Annotated in this window: 15 protein-coding genes; 9 read left to right on the top strand and 6 right to left on the bottom strand. The window is 65.1% G+C overall.

The window, feature by feature from the left end:
• Positions 1 to 53: 53 nt before the first annotated feature.
• The 7 genes from KXR83_RS04235 (at position 54) to KXR83_RS04265 (ending at position 9850) form a co-directional block, all read left to right on the top strand.
• On the top strand, positions 54 to 518 hold the full coding sequence (locus tag KXR83_RS04235) for an Lrp/AsnC family transcriptional regulator (protein WP_023962114.1): 465 nt from the start codon (positions 54 to 56) through the stop codon (positions 516 to 518).
• Positions 515 to 1888, top strand: coding sequence for an aspartate aminotransferase family protein (locus tag KXR83_RS04240; protein ID WP_437423731.1), 1374 nt, complete (start codon positions 515 to 517; stop codon positions 1886 to 1888). Before KXR83_RS04235 ends, KXR83_RS04240 begins: the two co-directional genes overlap by 4 nt.
• 128 nt (positions 1889 to 2016) lie before the next feature.
• The gene (locus KXR83_RS04245; protein WP_437423732.1) at positions 2017 to 3024 is read left to right on the top strand and encodes a TauD/TfdA dioxygenase family protein; all 1008 of its coding nucleotides are present in this window, start codon (positions 2017 to 2019) and stop codon (positions 3022 to 3024) included.
• A 118-nt stretch (positions 3025 to 3142) separates the two neighbouring features.
• Entirely contained in the window at positions 3143 to 5113 is a 1971-nt protein-coding gene (locus tag KXR83_RS04250; RefSeq protein ID WP_437423733.1) for a hypothetical protein, read from the top strand.
• Between the two features lie 3 nt (positions 5114 to 5116).
• Positions 5117 to 6610, top strand: coding sequence for a hypothetical protein (locus KXR83_RS04255; RefSeq protein WP_437423734.1), 1494 nt, complete (start codon positions 5117 to 5119; stop codon positions 6608 to 6610).
• Positions 6607 to 8172, top strand: coding sequence for a glycosyltransferase (locus KXR83_RS04260; protein WP_437423735.1), 1566 nt, complete (start codon positions 6607 to 6609; stop codon positions 8170 to 8172). The genes KXR83_RS04255 and KXR83_RS04260 overlap by 4 nt, the downstream gene beginning before the upstream one ends.
• Positions 8165 to 9850: an ArnT family glycosyltransferase gene (locus tag KXR83_RS04265; RefSeq protein ID WP_437423736.1), complete on the top strand. Its 1686-nt coding sequence runs from the start codon at positions 8165 to 8167 to the stop codon at positions 9848 to 9850. Before KXR83_RS04260 ends, KXR83_RS04265 begins: the two co-directional genes overlap by 8 nt.
• Here the strand turns inward: KXR83_RS04265 and KXR83_RS04270 are convergent.
• The gene (locus KXR83_RS04270; RefSeq protein ID WP_437423737.1) at positions 9847 to 10995 is read right to left on the bottom strand and encodes a beta-mannosidase; all 1149 of its coding nucleotides are present in this window, start codon (positions 10993 to 10995) and stop codon (positions 9847 to 9849) included. The two genes, KXR83_RS04265 and KXR83_RS04270, sit on opposite strands and share 4 nt — an antisense overlap.
• Before the next feature lie 140 nt (positions 10996 to 11135).
• Between KXR83_RS04270 and KXR83_RS04275 the strand changes: the two genes are divergently transcribed.
• Complete coding sequence (locus KXR83_RS04275; RefSeq protein WP_437423738.1) at positions 11136 to 12458, top strand: D-alanyl-D-alanine carboxypeptidase family protein; 1323 nt, start codon at positions 11136 to 11138, stop codon at positions 12456 to 12458.
• A gap of 54 nt (positions 12459 to 12512) precedes the next feature.
• A complete protein-coding gene (locus KXR83_RS04280) occupies positions 12513 to 13580 on the top strand; it encodes an NAD-dependent epimerase/dehydratase family protein (protein ID WP_437423739.1) in 1068 nt (355 codons plus the stop codon).
• Positions 13581 to 13603: 23 nt separating this feature from the next.
• On the opposite strand, the gene KXR83_RS04285 is transcribed toward KXR83_RS04280, so the two are convergent.
• The 5 genes from KXR83_RS04285 to KXR83_RS04305 form a co-directional block, all read right to left on the bottom strand.
• Entirely contained in the window at positions 13604 to 14413 is an 810-nt protein-coding gene (locus KXR83_RS04285; protein ID WP_437423740.1) for an SDR family NAD(P)-dependent oxidoreductase, read from the bottom strand.
• A gap of 57 nt (positions 14414 to 14470) precedes the next feature.
• Positions 14471 to 15514, bottom strand: a complete 1044-nt coding sequence (gene yhjD / locus KXR83_RS04290) for an inner membrane protein YhjD (RefSeq protein WP_437423741.1) — start codon at positions 15512 to 15514, stop codon at positions 14471 to 14473.
• A 53-nt stretch (positions 15515 to 15567) separates the two neighbouring features.
• Positions 15568 to 16617 (bottom strand): tryptophan--tRNA ligase, encoded by a 1050-nt coding sequence (trpS, locus tag KXR83_RS04295; protein WP_437423742.1) that lies wholly within the window; start codon positions 16615 to 16617, stop codon positions 15568 to 15570.
• Between the two features lie 33 nt (positions 16618 to 16650).
• A complete protein-coding gene (locus tag KXR83_RS04300) occupies positions 16651 to 17457 on the bottom strand; it encodes an exodeoxyribonuclease III (RefSeq protein ID WP_437423743.1) in 807 nt (268 codons plus the stop codon).
• A gap of 62 nt (positions 17458 to 17519) precedes the next feature.
• Positions 17520 to 18788 (bottom strand): MFS transporter, encoded by a 1269-nt coding sequence (locus KXR83_RS04305; protein ID WP_437423744.1) that lies wholly within the window; start codon positions 18786 to 18788, stop codon positions 17520 to 17522.
• Between the last annotated feature and the right edge of the window lie 59 nt (positions 18789 to 18847).

An 18847-nucleotide genomic window follows, 5' to 3' on the forward strand; every position in this document is an offset into this window, starting at 1 on the left:
ACCATGGCAATGCGAAGATCGAACCAGGATGCGCATCGAGAAGAATCGGGACCATGACCGATCAGCAACCGATAGCCCTAGACGACATCTCCAAGCAGATCATCGAGGAGCTGCAGGCCGATGGCCGACGTTCCTATGCCTCGGTGGGCAAGGCGGTGGGACTGTCGGAGGCTGCGGTGCGCAACCGGGTTCAGCGGCTCAGCGATGCCGGAGTATTGCAGATCGTGGCGGTCACCGATCCCATGCAGGTGGGGTTCGCCCGCCAGGCGATGATCGGGATCCGTTGCACCGGAGACACTGCCGAGTTGGCTGATGCATTGGCAACCATCGAGGAGATCGATTACGTCGTGCTCACGGCCGGCTCTTTCGACATCGTCATCGAAGTGGTGTGCGAGGACGACGAGCATCTGCTGGACGTGCTGAACAAGAAGGTCCGATCGCAGCCTGGTGTGACCGGGACCGAGACCCTGGTCTACCTGAAATTGGTTAAACAACAATACAATTGGGGTACGCGATGACCGCTCTCGACACCGAGACAACCAGCCTGGGCACCCGCTCGGCACGCCACCTGTGGGGACATTTCTCCCGGCACGGCGACCAGACCATCCCTCCCGTGATCACCCGCGGCGAAGGGGCACGGATCTTCGATGATCGCGGGCGGAGCTACCTCGACGGCCTCTCGGGCCTGTTCGTGGTGCAGGCCGGGCACGGACGTGACGAGCTCGCCGACGCCGCGGCCAGGCAGGCAAAAGAACTGGCTTTCTTCCCTTTGTGGTCGTACGCCACGCCACCGGCGATCGAACTGGCCGAGCGCCTCGCCGGATACGCCCCCGGCGACCTGAACCGGGTCTTCTTCACCACCGGCGGCGGCGAGGCCGTCGAGAGCGCATGGAAGCTGGCCAAGCAGTACTTCAAGCTCAAGGGCAAACCCGGCAAGCACAAGGTGATCTCGCGGGCGATTGCCTACCACGGCACACCGCAGGGCGCGCTCGCGATCACCGGTATCCCGGCACTCAAAGAGGCTTTCGAGCCGTTGACACCCGGTGCGTTCCGCGTGCCCAACACCAACATCTACCGCGCGACCGAGCACGGCGACGACCCGAAGGCGTTCGGCAGGTGGGCAGCTGACCGGATCGCCGAAGCCATCGAGTTCGAGGGCCCCGACACCGTCGCGGCGGTCTTCCTGGAGCCGGTACAGAACGCCGGCGGCTGTTTTCCGCCCCCACCCGGCTATTTCCAGCGGGTCCGCGAGATCTGCGACGAGTACGACGTTTTGCTGGTGTCCGACGAGGTGATCTGTGCCTTCGGCCGGATCGGCTCCATGTTCGCCTGCAGCGACTTCGACTACATCCCCGACATGATCACGTGCGCCAAGGGGATGACGTCGGGCTACTCCCCGATCGGCGCGATGATCGCCTCGGATCGGTTGTTCGAACCCTTCAACGACAACTCGACCTCGTTCGCCCACGGATACACCTTTGGCGGACATCCCGTTTCGGCCGCCGTTGCGTTGGCGAACCTCGACATCTTCGAGCGCGAAGGCCTCAACGACCGGGTGAGGGACCTCGCGCCGGCGTTCCGCTCGACCCTGGAACGGCTGAACGATCTGCCCATCGTCGGGGACGTGCGCGGCGAGGGGTACTTCTACGGGATCGAATTGGTCAAGGACAAGACGACCAAGGAGACCTTCACCCCCGATGAGTCCGAACGCGTCCTGCGCGGCTTCCTCTCCACGGCACTGTTCGACGCCGGCCTCTACTGCCGGGCCGACGATCGCGGCGACCCGGTTGTCCAACTCGCGCCACCGCTGATCTGCGGACAGGCCGAGTTCGACGAGATCGAGCAGATCCTGCGTACGGTTCTCACCGAGGCGTACAGCAAGATCTGACCTGCGCCGAGGCCTGGTCCGGTGACCCCTCCCGGGCCAGGCCTCGGCGGCGGTTCGCGAGCCCCGACTTTCACTCAGCCTGAGCCGAACCCTGTCCCGCGGCGTCGTGCTCGGACAGACTCGACGATATGACTGCCATCGCCGAATCGCGTTCCACCACCGCCAGTTCCATCGCGGTCCCGCGCACTGCCCTGTCGGTGACCAAACTCGGCGAGCACCTCGGCGCACGGGTTGACGGCGTGCGTTTGTCGGCAGACCTCGATGCGGCCACCGTCGAGGCCATCCGCTCGGTGATCGCCACCCACAAGGCCGTGATCTTCACCGGCCAGCACCACCTCGACGACGACGCGCAGTACGCGTTCGCATCCGTCCTGGGCAGCCCCACCAAGGCGCACCCCACGGTGCTGTCCCGCGGTGAGGACCTCCTGCCGCTCGAAGGCGCCGCGAACTCCTGGCACACCGACGTGACATTTGTCGACCGCATCCCGAAGATCTCGGTCCTGCGTTCCATCCAGCGACCGAGCTACGGCGGCGCCACGATGTGGGCATCTACCGTGGCCGCCTACGCTGCGCTCCCCATTCCGTTGCGCGCGCTTGCCGACCGGTTGCGGGCTGTGCACTCGAACGACTACGACTACGCCGAACACCTCACGGTCGGCGACAGTTCTGATCCCGCCTACCGAGCCGAGTTCGGGAAAACCACCTACCGAACAGAGCACCCCGTGGTTCGCGTTCATCCCGAGACCGGGGAGCGTGCACTCACTCTCGGACACTTCGTCCAGTCATTCACCGGGTTCAAAACCTCGGAAACAGCAGACCTACTGAGGCTCTTTCAGGCCAGAATCGAACGGCCCGACAATACATTCCGGTGGAATTGGAATGAAGGCGATGTTGCCATTTGGGACAATCGCTCCACCCAGCATTACGGCGTCGCAGACTTCGGCGATCAATACCGTCGGGTCAATCGAGTCACCCTGGCCGGGGACATCCCGGTGGGAGTGCACCGCGATCGGTCGACGATCATCACAGGTGACGCCTCGGGCTACTCCGTTGTCGAAACGCCGAGGCCCCTGATCGGCTGGGAACCGGCCAGCAACGCCAGTATTCGCGGCTACGCGGATCTTCCGGCAATTTAATCCTGGGCACGCCGAAAGGCAACGGTCTTCGCACGTCACCTGGGCTTATCCAGGCGCGGTGGCAGAAAAAGCGCGTTCGTCCGCGGCCAGATAGTAATTACTGCTTACTATTGCCGTGATGACAACGGCACACTCTCGGTTACTTCGCCTGTTCGCCGCGATCACCACGGCGATCTTTGCAGCGGCCCCAGCCATTCTTGTCGCGCCGCACGCAGGCGCCGCGCCAGGCGACGGCGGAATTGTTTCGGCAGCCCCCACCCTGAGCCTCGATTCACTGGGGGCAGGAGAAAATCTCGCCTTTCCCGGGCAGCAGGGTTCGGCAACGGTGACAATCCCTGTGCCCGAAGGGCTGACGCCGACCGACATCCGAGCCACGGTTCAGCTGCCGCCGAACGCGCAGGGCGCCTCCCTCACCGTCGTCCAGGACGGCGAGACACTGTCGTCGGTCGACGTGCCATCGGCCGATCGGTCACCGGTGACGATCGGGCTGCGCGGGGCCGAAATCATCGACAACGCGGTCATCGTCACCATTCGCAGTTTTGTTGTGCCACCACCGGGGTTTTGTGTCTTCGATGAGACCGACCAACTCACGCTCCTCACACCGTCGGTGGTCTTTGCCGGAACCGAGGTCGCGCCCACCGTTGTCGCCGACTTCCTGCCGCCGATTCTCCAGCGACTGACGATCGCGATCCCCGCAACACCGACCCAGGCCGAATCCAATGCGGCCGTCGCGCTGGCATCGGCCGTGGTCGCCTATTACGGCGAGCAACCCGTCGACGTTGTGATGCAGACACTTCCGGAAGGTCAGCCCGCGCTCACCACGCCATCCACGGCGCTGGACAGACAAGTCGCCGTCATCGAGCGACCCGACACCGCAGTGACCCTCCTCGGGACCGTGGGAGTTCCGGCGCTGTTGATCAGCGGCCCGGCCACAGACCTGACCAATCAGACGCGGCTGCTGACCAGCGACATGTCGCGTCTGGCGGTCAGTTCCAAAGCAGTGGCCGGGCCGCTGCGCGTGAGCCCTCAACTGCCACCTGATTCGACCACGCTGCGCGACTTGGGTGAGCCGGGTGCCAGCGCCACCGCCCTGACCGACCCCAAGGTCTCGATCGGCCTCGATCAGACACGCCTCGGACGGCCCACCGGCGACATCAAGGTCAATCTCAAGGGGTCGTATACCCCGCTTCCGCCGAACTACGGCGGCCAGGTGGTGGTCTCGGTCGGTGACGAGGTCATCACCCGGTGGGCCGCTGAACCCAGCGGAACCATCGACGAGATGATCACCATTCCCAACCGACTGCTCCAGCGTTTCACCGACCTCAACGTGGCCGTGGACGCTGCCGGTGACACCGGAGCATGTGGTGAGGCCGGCCCGCTCACGCTCAACGTCAGTGGCGACAGCCCGGTTCAGAGCAGTCCGGCAACGCCGCCGGTGCCGCCCGGATTCCAATCCGTGCCGCAGGCCTTGATGCCCGAGCTCGAAATCGGTCTGACAGTCGGGTCTTTCGCCGACACGGCCCGTGCTGTGTCCATCATCGAGGGTGTTCAACGGCTCAGCGCGGTGCCTCTGGGAACAACTGTGGTGCCGCTCGAGACCGCGACAACCTCTGAGCTCCCGGCCATCCTGATCGCCGCCGACAATTGGGACGACTCCACCATCGACCTCCCGATCAGCAAGTCCGGCAACAACCCCATCGACTTCGCAGGGGTCGACGGGAACGGCGACGAGACGACTCTGACACTCGATCCGGCGGTGAACTTCGGCTCGATGCAGACCGTCGTCGACGGGGAGCGGACGGTCCTGGTGGCCACCTCGACCGGTGCCCCCGGCCAACTCGACGCGTTGCTGGGATGGCTGGGTGCAGACAGGGATCGCTGGGTCCGACTCAACGGGAATGCGCTCGTGGCGGTTCCGGATCGCGACCCCGTGGCGTTGACCGTCGACATCGGCGCCACGTCGGTCACGTCCGACCCCGAAGACAACCGCTCACTGATCCGGTGGATCGGGGCGGGTGTTCTCGTGGCGATCGCGATAGTTGTTGCCATCGTCGTGATCCGCAGTCGCCGGCGCGAACCGGGAAGCTGATCCGTGGCGGCGTCGTCCGGATCGATCTTCTCGCGGTGGCACCCCGCATCGCGAATCGCGCTGCGATGGGCCATCATCCTCGCCGCAACGTTCATCGCCTTCTATTCGACGTGGCTCAACATCTCCGAAGAGGCGTACTCGGGCAGCTTGATCGGCTACGTGTTCACGGTGCCGTGGCTGGCGTTGCTGGCGGCGCAGGGCGTGGCCCGGCGCCGTACCGGCGAGTTGCCGATCCACGACCGGCAGACCGACGTGATCGTCGGGTTCATGGGCCTGGTACTGGCACTGCTCATCAAAGGCGTTCTGCTACGCCGATACTCGGACGACTTCAGCCTTCTCCATCTCGATCTGCTCGCGATGTGGATCTTCCTCATCAGCGCCAGCATCATGCTGTTCGGTCTTCGGCCGGTCACCCGGTTCGCGTGGGTCTGGCTCCTCCTGCTCATGATGTTTCCTCTGCCCTATCGGATCATGGTGATCACCCTCGGTGGCGGCCGTCAGATCGCCGGGCTGGTAGCGCTCGGGCTCGCCGCGTTCGCGACCGCCATCGCCGTCGGACGAACCTGGCAGCGCGCCGTGACCGGTGCCGCGTTGACGTTTGCGGTCGGTGGCGCAATCCTGCTGGTACTCATCGAGTTCTACCCCAATGCGCCGGTGATGGTGTACCAGCAGACCCCCACCCTGACCGCAACGGTGGTGGTCAGCCTCGGTCTCTACTTCTACTCACGCCGGGGAGAGAAGAAACGTCCGCTCGAGCGGTCGATCAACCCGTTGACCGCCGGTGAGGTGTGGCGATCGGTGCCGGTGGTCGCGGTCATCGCGATCCTTCTGGGCCTGATCACGCTTCCCGTTCCCAGCCTTCCCCCGGTACGCCAGGTGGACGGCCTGCCGTTCCGCACACCGCTCATCTCCCCTCCGCAATGGCAGACGACGAGCACCGTCGAATACCGGTGGGTCAAGAGGTTTTTCGGTACGAACTCGGTCCTCATCCGGCAGCGAATGCTCGCGGAAGAGGGGAACTTCGAGTGGGACAAGCTGTCTCGACCACGGGAGGTGGTGGTCGACAGCGTCACCAGCCGGCGGCCGATCTCGTTCACCATCTACCCCGACAACGTCCTCTACGACATGTCGCAGACCCGGTCCAGTGCAGGACGTGACGTCAACCTCGGCAACGGGATCATCGGGCGGATGTTTGCGGTGGTCGACGACAAGCTGCTGGTCACATGGACCAAGCTCACCTGGACCTGGGAAAACGGCGGCGCCGCACAGCGGGTCACCGTGTTGACCGTCGACAACCACGAAGCGAATGCGCCGTTTCCCGAGCCGGCCAACGCACTGGTCAGCAACCTCAACACGGTTTTCACCGTGCTGCTCCGTGGCAATTCCGTGGTGACCAACAACGATCCCGTGTTCAAGGACGAGGGGCTGCTCACCGAGTTCGGTAGAGACCTGGTCGAGGCGCAGCTCGCACCGCTCGAGAAACAGGTGCCCGCATGACGCAGCCACCCGAGCAACCCACGGGGCCCCCGGTTCCCGGTGAGCTGAGCGAGGAGTTCAAGGCCGCGGCGTTGCACGACGCCATCGAGGGTCTCCGTGAGGCCGATCCGCTCAGGTCTGCGTCGATCGCAGTTCTGGGATGGCAGAAGAACTTCCTGATCGGGCTCCTCGTGGTGGTTGTCGGGTTTGCCATCTGGCAACCCATCCCGACCGCAACTGCCCTGATCGGTGTCTGCACCCTCGGTTACGTCTGGTCGATGATCGACAGACTGCTGCTGTTCCGGCGAGGGCTGGCGTCGGGCCCGATCAACATCAGCGACGAACGGGCCCGGGCCATCCCCGACGCCGACCTCCCGCTGTACACCATCCTGGTACCCGCCTACAACGAACCTGAGGTGGTTGCCGATCTCATCGGCGCGATGGCCGCACTCGAGTACCCGTCGGACAAGTTGCAGGTCCTCTTGTTGCTCGAGGCCGATGACGACGTCACGATCTCGGCGGCCGAGGGCTGTCAGGACGTCGAGATCATCACCATCGTGCTGGTCCCGGCGGCCGACCCCCGAACCAAACCGAAGGCCTGCAATTACGGTCTGCACCTGGCAACCGGTGAAATCGTCACCATCTATGACGCCGAGGACCTGCCCGATCCCCTTCAGCTCCGGCGCGTGGTGGCAGCCTTTGCCTCAGAAGACGATTCGGTGGCCTGCGTCCAGGCCAAACTCGCCTTCCACAACGGCAGACAGAACATGCTCACCGGCTGGTTCACCGCCGAGTACGGACTGTGGTTCGGATACCTGTTGCCGGGCCTGATGCGCAGCAAAGCCCCGATCCCGTTGGGCGGCACGTCCAATCATCTCCGGCGCTCGGTACTCCGCGAGATCGGTGCGTGGGATCCGTTCAACGTCACCGAAGACGCCGACCTCGGTGTCCGCATCGCCGAGACCGGCTACCGCACCGCCGTCATCGACTCGGTCACCCTGGAGGAGGCCAACAGCGATCCCATCAACTGGGTCCGCCAGCGATCACGGTGGTACAAGGGCTATTTGCAGACCTGGCTGGTGCATGTCCGACGCCCGGTGGGTCTGTGGCGGGCCATCGGTACCGTCAGTTTCATCCGGTTCACCCTGCTGTTGGCCGGTACACCCGTCATCGCCTGCCTCAATCTCGTCTTCTGGTTGATCACCGTCTCGTGGTTCCTCGGCCAGCCCGCGGTCATCGGGGAAGTGTTCCCCTGGTACATCTATTTCCCCGCGCTGGTGTCGCTGATCTTCGGCAACGGCGCCACCATCTACATGAACCTGATCGCACTGCGCGAAGACGATCGGCCCGATCTGCTGTTGCCTGCCCTCACCGTGCCGCTCTACTGGGTGATGATGAGCGTGGCCTCGGCGAAAGGGTGTTATCAGCTGATCCGGAATCCCTCGTACTGGGAGAAGACCTTCCATGGGTTGTCCGCGAAGCCGGACAGCGACTCCGGTGTCGGACAGTCAGATGCGGCGGCAGCCGCATCAAAGAACGGACCGAGCCAGGTTCCCCTCGACGCGGCGGGCGGAAATGTCTGATCGCGGACTCGGCCGGACCATCTACTTCGTGAGTCTCGCCGTCTACGTGGTGGTCGGCTACGTACTGTGCGTGCGTGAAGGATTCATCATCGGCGACTCGCTGTCCCGGGTGTCTTCGGCCCAAACGGTTCTGTACAGCCGGGATCCGCACGTCGCGGCCATCGGTTTCGTCTTCACGCCTCTGACCTCGCTGATCCAGTTGCCCGCAGTGGCATTCAGCCCCCTGTGGGCACCGTTGACCGAGCGAGCCTTTTCCGGCGTGCTCATGTCGGCGGCCTTCATGTCCGGTGCCGCGGTACAGATCTTCGCAACTGCTGCGGATCGTGGACTACCGCGGTCGTTCGCCGTGATCGTCACCGCACTGTTCGCGTTCAACCCGATGATCGTCTTCTACGGGTCGAACGGTATGAGCGAGGCGCCGTTTGTGTTCTTCGTGTGCTGGGCGGTGCGCCGGCTGATCGCCTGGACCACAGACGACGACGTTCACCACCTCGCGGCAGCCGGCATCTCGCTGGGTCTGAGCTACCTCACCCGTTATGACGCCGTCGCCGCCATCGCCTGTGCCTCGCTGCTCGTCGCCGCGACCACAGCCATCCGCGCCTCGCCGCGACTGCGATGGCGACGAGCCCTGCTGGACGGTGGATTGGTCGCCGCACCGGGCTTTTTCGCCTTCATCGGCTGGGCCGCGACCAGCTGGCTCATCACGGGTCAGGCTTTTGCACAGTTCAGTTCCCAGTACGGGAACTCGGCAATTCTCCAGCAGTCCGACGGCGGTGGAACAGCTTTCGTGCCCGGCGTCGAGTTCGCGGTGGTGTCCACTGTGCTCCTGGCACCGACGCTGATCCCGCTGGCCCTCGCTGCCGGAGTTGCCGGATGGTGGCGCGGCGACTGGGCTCCGGTGCTCGTGCCGATAGTGGTGTTCGGCAGCGTTCTGGCCTTCCAGGGGTACAGCTATGCCAGCGGATCGACTTTCGGCTTTCTGCGGTTCTACATCGTCGCGATCCCGTTGGCCGCCACGCTCGCGATCCTTCTTGTCCCTGCGCGCGCGTGCACGATCACAAAACGGCGGGGCAAGTACGCACCCCAACCACCGGAGGCCCGTCGTTCGCCCGCTCGCCACCGGGTGGGAACCGCCCGCACGTGGCCTGGCCTCGCCGTGGCCGTTGTCTTGGTCGCGATCACCGTGCCCGCCTCCGCGTACGGCATGAGCAAACCCAAATATGCCCCGCAGGAGTACGCGCTGGGTGCGGTTCTTGCCCCGGATCCGGACAACGTCACCGAACGCAAGGCCACCGAACACCGCATCGCGGCAACGTTTTCCACCGAACGGAAACTGGCGAACTATCTCGACAGCCTCGACCTGCCCGAGGGCTCGGTGCTGACCGACACCGTCTACGGATTCGCTGTCGTGGCCGCATCTCGAAAACCCAAGACCTTTGTGGTCCCCTCCGATCTGGATTTCACCGCCTACCTGAACGACCCCGGCAGAAACCAGGTCCGATACCTGTTGTCGGTGCCCAACACCGGTCGCGGCGAGTCCGACGCCGTCAACCTGCGGTATCCGACGTTGTACGAAACCGGTGCCGACATCGCGACTCTGGCGCTCGAAGTACCCAATGACGGTGAGGATCAGCCCGATTGGCGGGTCTACCGGGTTGAGGAAGCGCCAACGCTCTAAGGACTCAAGGCCCGGATCACGGCAAAAATGGGGTCACCGGGGCCGATGTCGAGCGTGCACTCGCCGAGCCGGGGGTCGGGCACAAACGCCCAGAACAGCGCACCGGCGGTACCCGCGGTCCGTTGGGCGGTGATCTTCCGCGTCAGGTCGTCCGCCCGGCCCTGCAACGGCCCACACGACCCCGCCATCTGGCCCATCTCGGCAACCACCAGCGGTTTGCCGACCAGACCGGCCTGTTGGATCCGTCGCTGCAGTCCGTCGGTCGCCGTTCCCGGCAGCGGCTCACCCCGCGGCCCGTAGTCGTGGTAGTCGAGTACGTCGATCCCCCGCGATGCAGCGACGTACTGGTATTCGTCCCCGCGTGAACCACACTGACCGCCGCCTGCGAGTCCGGCCCAGATCGGTGTGTCCGGGTCGAGTGCGCGCAGCCGGGCACCGGCGACGTCGAAGAACTTCCGCAACACTTCCGCCGAACGAGGCGGACAGAGCCGGTTCTGCCACGAACACCGACTGTCGTTGCAATTGCTCGGCTCGGCCTCCCCGACCAGTTCCCACCCGGCGAGGGCGCGAGAGTCACCCCACCGGGCCACAGCCGTATCCAGCCAGGACGCATATGCCTTCAGCGAATCGTCGGTTGCGGGATCGTCCCAGCGGTCGGCGAACCATGAGTGGTCCTTGAACTCGAAATCCTCACAGGCACCCTCACCCGCCGACAGCACCGCGACGAGCAACTGATCGTGGTCGACAGCCTCCTGGAAGATCTTGTCCAGGCGCCCGAAATCGATCTCACCGGTGTCCTTGTCCCTGGCGAACGAGGAGAAGAGATTGAACCGGGTGACCGCGTTCGGGGGCAGCGAGGCGAAATACTTGTTCAGGTCGACCTGAGCGCCACAACCTTCGTTGAGTTGCCAATCGGTACCCAGTTGATAGGCCGCGAAACCGATGGGCCACCACGGTTTTCCGTCCAGGGTCAGTCCCCGTGCAGACGTGGTGACACGCGAGGAGGTTGTGGGGTCGCGGTCGTCTGACGATCCACATCCGGCGGTGCCGACGACCACGGCCAGAAGTGAGATCAGCACCGCGATCACGACCCTGCCGGGCAGCCGACGTCGCCTCTCGGGAACGTTGATCTCCACGCGGCTCATCAGCGAATCCTAGTCAGATAAACGACATTTCGCCGGAGATTTGCCGGTGGCAAACCCGTGTTCGGCGAACATCGTGCACCTGCCGGCAGGTAAGGCGCAAGGGTCTGGTGACCGGTACGCTGCAGGCGATGATACGACCGATGGCGCGAGCCGCAGTGATGGCGACGGTGGTACTGCTGGCAGCCGGCTCCATCGGTCTGGGAGCGGCGACGGCGGCGCCCATCCAGGGCACACCGACCGCAGGTGCGCCGGCACCCGAGACCATCACCGACAGCTGCCCGTACAAGACGCTGCCGATTCCTCCTGTTGATGAATCCGAAGTGGTTCCGCCGGGCTCATCCTCACCTGCACCTCTGCCCGTACCCAGCCCGCCGGTCGGTGGCGAAGCGCTCGGCGGATGCGGGGTGGTCACGGCCCCTGATGCGGCTCCCCCACCCGCCGGACTCACCGCGGCAGGTTGGCTGATCGCCGATCTGACCGCAGGCAAGGTACTGGCGGCCAAAGACCCCCACGGCCGGTACCGCCCCGCCAGCACCATCAAGGTCCTGCTGATCCTGGTGGTTCTCGACGAGTTGGATCTCGACGACACGGTCACCGGAACGCAGGAGGACGACGAGGTGGAGGGCGATGCTGCCGGTGTCGGGCCGGGTGGCGTCTACACGGTGCGTGAACTCCTGGCAGGTCTGATGATGGTGTCCGGCAACGACTGCGCCAACGCCCTGGCCCGCGCTCTCGGCGGCTCGGAGGAGACAGTCGACAAGATGAACGAGAAGGCCCGCGAGCTGGGTGCCCTGGACACACGCGCGGCGTCGGCCTCCGGTCTGGACGGTCCCGGGATGAGCAGCTCCCCGTACGACGAGGCGCTCATCTTCGCCGAGGCCCTGAAGAACGACGATTTCGTGGAGATCTCGCAGCAGACGCAGATGAGGTTTCCCGGCTACCCAGGTATGCCGACGCCCACCCCCACCGACCAGAGCGTCGACGGCGCGGTCGCCGAGACCACCACACAGTCCGCTCCTGCCGGGGATCCCGGGATCGACCTCTACAACATGAACCAGCTGCTGTACGACTATCCGGGCACCCTGGCAGGCAAGACGGGCTACACCGACGATGCCCGAAAGACGTTCGTGGGCGCCGCGGAGCGGGACGGACGCACCATTCTTGTTGTCCAGATGTACGGCCTGAACGACTCCTACGGCTCGTTCTGGCGACAGGCCGAGGCGATGCTCGACTACGGGTTCGCCCAGTCACCGGATCTGTTCGTCGGCTCGCTCACCGACGACCCAGCATCGCCGAGTTCGGTGGAGTACTCCGGTGGCACCGGCGAAGACGTGGCCGGGTCCCCATCCTTGCAGGATTCGGGCCGGTCGTCGTGGACAGCCCGGATCACCATCGGGCTTGTCGGAGCACTGGTTGTGATCGGGCTGGTCTACGCCGGGATCCGGGTGAACAGGCGGCGCTGAGACCTCGGCCCGGTTGCCCGGTTGCGATCAGAACGCGCGGGGTAATGCTGCGGCATGCGTATAGCCATCACCGGAGCCAGCGGCAACCTGGGCACGGCACTCCTGGCCGAGCTCACCGACTCCGGACATGACCTGATCGGGATTGCGCGACGGATTCCCCAGTCGGTGCCGCCGTACGACAGCGCCCGATGGCTCGCGATTGACGTCGGTGGCCGGGATGCGGTCCGACAACTGACGGCGGCGTTCGAAGGCGTCGATGTTGTTGTCCATCTGGCGTGGCAATTCCAGCCGTCGCATCGCGTCGGCCGATTGCGTGCGACCGGAGTGCAAGGCACCGGCAACGTGCTCGCCGCCTCCGCGGCCGCCGGCATCAGCCACCTGGTGCACATGTCGTCGGGCGCGGTGTACAGCGGCGTCGACGATCATCGCGCTGTCGATGAATCGTGGTCGCGATCAGGCGTCAAAGACTCGGTCTACAGCATCGGCAAGGTCGACGCGGAACGGTCGATCGACGAGTGGGAGCAGACACATCCGAACACCCCGCCCGTTGCCCGGCTTCGACCCGGCTTCATCGGCCAAGGAGGAATCGGCGCCGAACTGCTCCGATACGCCCTCCCCGGCTACTTCCCCGCAGGTCTGCTCAAGATGATCCCGATAGTGCCCCTGGATCGCTCGTTGACCATCCCCGCGGTTCATGCGCGCGATGTTGCCGTGGCGATCAGCACCATCATCGATCGACGTGCTCACGGTGCCTTCAACCTCGCCGCCGATCCGCCGGTGACCGCGGCCGACATCGCCACGGCGCTGGGCGCCCGTCTGGTTCACGTTCCGAAGCCGGTGGTCGCCGGCGCGGTTGCCCTATCGTGGCGGCTGCACGTACAACCGGTTGACCGCGGCTGGATCGAATTGGCCTACCAGGTACCCCTTCTCGATTGCACCCGCGCACGGCAGGAACTCGACTGGGTTCCCAGGTTCAGCGGAACAGAGACCATCGCACAATCAGTCGATGCCGTGCTCGGGTCCGAGGACGGGGCGAGCCCCCCGCTGCGACGCCGCAACCTCCTCGGCGAAGTGGGCAAGGTACTCACCGGCCGTGGCGTGGCCACCCGAGAGAAGGCTTGAGCAACAAGCTCATCCGGCCCGCGTCAGCGCCCCGACCCCGGCCGCGCCAAGAACTTGTGCGCCGCCGCTTTCGCCGCGTCCGGCGTCACGGCGTCGATCGCCGCCATCGCCTTCGACATGATGGAGCTCGCCACCACTTTGCGCTCACCGCTCATCATCGCTTCATAACCTTGGCGCGCGACCTCACCGGCGTCGTCCTTCTTCGCCTGCCCCATCTTCGTGTCGTCCATCTGCGCCCGATGGAAAAAGTTGGTGCCCGTAGGACCCGGCATCAGTGATGTGATGGTGACCGCGCTGTCACTCAACTCCCCTTGCAGCGCCTCGACAAACGACTGCACAAAAGACTTCGACGCGTTGTACACCGCCTGGTACGGCCCCGGCATCGTGGAAGCGATCGACGAGGTGACGAGGAGTTTGCCCTCATTGCGCCGCACCATGTCCTCGAGGACAAGTTTGGTCAGATGCACCGTCGATGTCACGTTGAGGTCGATGACCGACATGGTGTCGGGCAGCGGCGTGTCGAGGAAGGCGCCGCCCCGCCCGACACCTGCGTTGAGTGCCGCTGCGGCCAAGGGACGTTCGTCAGCTGCGACAGCTGCGTAGACCTGCGCCACGCCGTCCTCGGTCCGCAGATCGGCGGTGACCGACCGAACGTGAGCGCCGGACTCACCGAGACGCTCGGCGGCGGCATCGATCTTCTCGCTGTCGGCAGCGACGATGAGGTCGTATCCATCCGCGGCGAAGAGTGCCGCGAGCTCGTAGCCGATTCCGCTCGAGGCGCCGGTCACGAGGGCAAGTGGTTTACCGGTTGGTGTGCTGGGCGAATGTGTCATGACGTGTGCGTACCCGATACCGCACGGAGTCAATCGGTGCGGCGAACCGGGACAACGTCAGCGTTTGCGTCCCCGCAAAGCCGAGATGCCCAGCGCGGCGACGACTCCCGCTCCGATGGCGGCCGCGGTGCCCCGCGGGGACAAGCCATCGCGAACGTCGACCCGCGGACTGATGACCACCGGGTCGGGGACCCGCATCGCTTCGAACTTGCGGTTGATCGGATCGGTGGCCGCCCACGCCGTGGCGAACAAGATGATCCGTGTGGTGATGAAGGCGAAGACCATGATTCCGAGGATCGGCCCGAAGGTCGCTCCCGCCGGACCCGTCAGGACCGATTTCAGGTAGAACGAGGCAACGAATTTGAAGATCTCGAAGACCACGGCAGTCAGCAGGCCGGCCTTGGCCGCGTTCCGGAGCGGCAGTGCCACCCTGGGCAACTTCGCAATGACCCAGGTGAACAGGAGCCACGACGCCAGGATCGACAGCACGTACGACACGGCCCGGATGCCCACCGACACCCCGGGCAGGTCGTCGGCACTCAGCCATTCCAGGATCTTCAGGGTGAGGCCGCTGCTCGACAAGGCAGAGAGGGAGAAGGTCACGACGATCGCGACGAACAGCCCCGCCAGTGCACCGAGGTCAGCCAGCTTGGTCTTCACCACACCTGCGGACTCCGGCTCGGGTCCCCACTGGACGGTCAGTGCGTTGCGCAGGTTGGCCATCCACCCCAGTCCTGCATACAGCGCGACCACCAACCCGACGACCCCGATGGTGGTACGTGACTCGATCGCCTGGTCCATCAGATCGGTCAGCTGCTGGCTCATGCTGCCGTCCACCGACTCGGCGATCTGGTCCTTCGCCTTATCCAGGAGCTCGGGGTTGCCCGCGAATACAAAGCCCGCAGTGGCGAACCCGATCATCAGCAGCGGAAACAGCGCGAAGACGCTGAAATAGGTTGCGCCTGCAGCGAAGAAGTCCCCCTTGCTGTCCTGGTAGCGCGTGCCCGCATCCACCAGGTGATCGAGCCACGGCCGCTGCGCGCGCTGCTTGTCCAGGAAGGACGGCTTCTCGGACGCTTTGTCTGTCTCTGGAGTGGACATCGAATCCCCGTTCGGTTCGTCCGTCGAGCCCTTGGCGTCTGGCGAGCGCCTGATCAGTCGGATGTCACCGGAGCGGCGAATCCGACCTTGTCATACACCTTCTGCACGGTGCGGGATGCGACGTCGCGGGCACGATCGGCCCCGGCGGCGAGCACCCGGTCGATCTCGGCACGATCGGCCATCAGTTCGTCGAATCGCGCGCGCAGCGGAATCACGAACTCGCTCAACGCCTCTGCCGTGTCCACCTTGAGCTGGCCATAACCCTGGTCGGCGTACCCGGCGACGAGATCGTCGACGGACTTGCCGGTCAGTGCCGACTGGATGGTCAACAGGTTGCTCACCCCTGGTTTGTTCTCCCGGTCGAAGACGATGTCGCGACCGTTGTCCGTCACCGCGGAGCGCAGCTTCTTGGCCGAGCGCTTGGGATCGTCGAGGAGGTTGATCAGGCCTGAATCGGATTCGGCGGATTTACTCATCTTGGCCGTCGGATTCTGCAGGTCGTAGATCTTGGCCGTCTCGCCCACGATGTAGGCCTCCGGCACCACAAACGTTTTGCCGAAGCGGGAGTTGAACCGTTGGGCCAGGTTTCGCGTCAGTTCGAGGTGCTGGCGCTGATCCTCGCCGACGGGGACCTGGTCCACCCCGAACGTGAGGATGTCGGCGGCCATCAAGATCGGGTAGGTGAACAGACCCACGCTCGCGTGGTCCACACCCTGCTTCGCCGACTTGTCCTTGAACTGCGTCATCCGGCTGGCTTCGCCGAATCCGGTGATGCACGACAGCACCCAGGTCACCTGTGCGATCTGCGGCACGTGGGACTGCAGATAAATGGTCGCGCGATCCGGATCGACGCCCAGCGCGAGCAGCTGGGCAACACTGCGGCGCGACCGGTCGCGGAGCGCCTTGGGGTCGTGCGCTGCAGTGATGGCATGCATGTCCGGGATGAAGTAGAAGGCGTCCTCGAACTCGTCCTGGAGGGTGACCCACTGCTGCACGGCACCCAGGTAGTTGCCCAGATGGAACGAGTCGCTGGTCGGCTGGATACCCGACAGCACGCGTTTGCGCCGCTCTGTTGTCCCGGTCTCAGTAGTCGCTTCAGTCACCTGCGTGATTCTTCCATTCTGCGGCGGGTGGATTCACGAGTACTCCACCGTGACGGGGGCGTGGTCGGACCAGCGGAGGTCATAGGCGTCGGCCCGGTGCACGTACGACTTGGTGGCCCGTTGCCCCAGACGCTTGTTCGCGAGCTGGTAGTCGATCCGCCAGCCGGCGTCGTTGTCGAACGCCTTTCCGCGCCAACTCCACCACGAGTACGGGCCAGGCACCTCACCCGCCAATTCGCGGGCGACGTCGACCCAGCCGGCCTCGAGCAGTCCGGAGACCCACTGCCGCTCCTCGGGCAGGAAGCCGGGGTTCTTGACGTTCCCCTTCGCGTTCTTCAGGTCGAGCTCGGTGGGTGCGATGTTCCAGTCGCCACCGATGACAACGTCGCGGCGTTTGCGCGACAGTGCCGCAAGATGGGCAGCGAACTCATCGAGGAACCGGAACTTCTCCTCGCGCTTCGGGCCGTCCGAAGCACCTTTGGGCAGGTACAGACTGGCCACGGTCAGATCACCGAAGTCGGCCTCGATGTACCGGCCGGTGCCGTCGAACTCGTTGCTGCCGAACCCTTTACGAACGCGGTCCGGAGCCGAACGCGACAGGATCGCCACACCCGAGTGACCCTTCACCGTCGACTCGTTCAGAGTGAGATGCCACCCGTCGGCGAGGGCGGGGGCGAGTGCTTCGACCACCTGCTCTTCGGTCGCCCGGGTTTCCTGCAGCAGCACGTGGTGGGTGTCGGTGTCGCGCAGCCACGGCAACAGCCCCAGGTTGCGCTCGGAGCGTTGCTTCACCGCCGCCCGGATGCCATTTGCGTTGATCGTGGTCACGATTGTCGTCACGTCCGACGACCCTACGTGCGGGTCACGACATCACCGGCAGCGGTCCGTGAACTCCGCGCGGGTCAACGTGCGTCGACCGTGAGCAGTTCGTCCGGCTGCGAAAGGGCCGGAGCCTTGGTCCCGACCCGCCGGGCGTACGCGAGGGCCAGCGCCAGTACCAGCAGACCTGCCACTGCCAACCCGGCGCCGAGCAGAGACGGCGCGCGGTACCCGTACCCGGCCGCGATCACCAGACCGCCGAGCCAGGCACCTCCGGCGTTGGCGATGTTGAGTGCGGAGTGGTTCAGCGCAGCGGCGAGCGTTTGCGCGTCCTCGGCGACATCCATCAGACGGATCTGCAACGCCGGTGTCAGAGCGGTCCCGCTGACACCGATCAGGAATGTGAGCACCAGGGCGGCCCACGGGTTGCTTGCGAGCAACGCGAACAGGATGAGTACCACCGTGATCGCCACCAGCCCGATGAAGATGGCCCGGACCACACCGCGATCGGCCAGTGCACCGCCGGCGATGTTGCCGGTGACCATGCCGAGGCCGAACAGCATGAGTGCGATGGGAATGAACGACTCGGACACTCCGGAAACGCTGGTCAGCGTGGTGCTGATGTAGGTGTAGAACGCGAACATCCCGCCGAATCCGACGATGCCGATGAACAGCGTGAACCACACCTGAGGCCGGGTGAGGGCGCCCAGTTCGGTGATGGGGTTGGTGATCTTCATGCCCGACAACGTGGGCAGGAACACCGAGAGCGCGCCGATGGTCAGCAACCCGATCACCACCACCACGACAAACGCGGCGCGCCAGCCCAGCGCGCTGCCGAGCCAGGTGGCGGCAGGGACGCCGATCACGTTGGCGACGCTGAGGCCCAGCATCACCTGCCCCACCGCCTTGGCCCGTGCATCCGGGCCGGCGAGGTGTGCTGCGACCAGAGCCGCGACCCCGAAGTAGGCGCCGTGGGGAAGGCCTGCGACAAAGCGGGCCACCATGAGCATGCCGTAACTCTGGGCGAGCACTGTGGCGGCGTTGCCGATGGTGAAGGCCACCATCAAAGCGATGAGAAGGGTGCGCCGGGACATCCGGGCGGTCAGTGCCGCGATCAACGGTGCACCCACGACGACACCGAGGGCGTAGGCAGAGATGACGTGTCCGGCGGTGGGCTCGGTGGTCCCGAGGGAGTCCGCGATCGACGGCAGCAGTCCCATCGCCACGAACTCGGTGGTGCCGATCCCGAAGGCGCCGAGGGCAAGAGCCAGGACTGCGTTGCGACGACTTCCCCGCCATCCCCGCCATCCCTGCGGGTTCGCGGTGGGAACCGGGGTACTGACGGCAGACATGGTTCATCCTCTCGAGGGTGCTTGGGGTGGGGTGCTGGGGGGTGAGGCGGCGACGCTGC

This window comes from Williamsia muralis, from assembly GCF_051487485.1.
Classification (GTDB): Bacteria; Actinomycetota; Actinomycetes; order Mycobacteriales; family Mycobacteriaceae; genus Williamsia; species Williamsia muralis_B.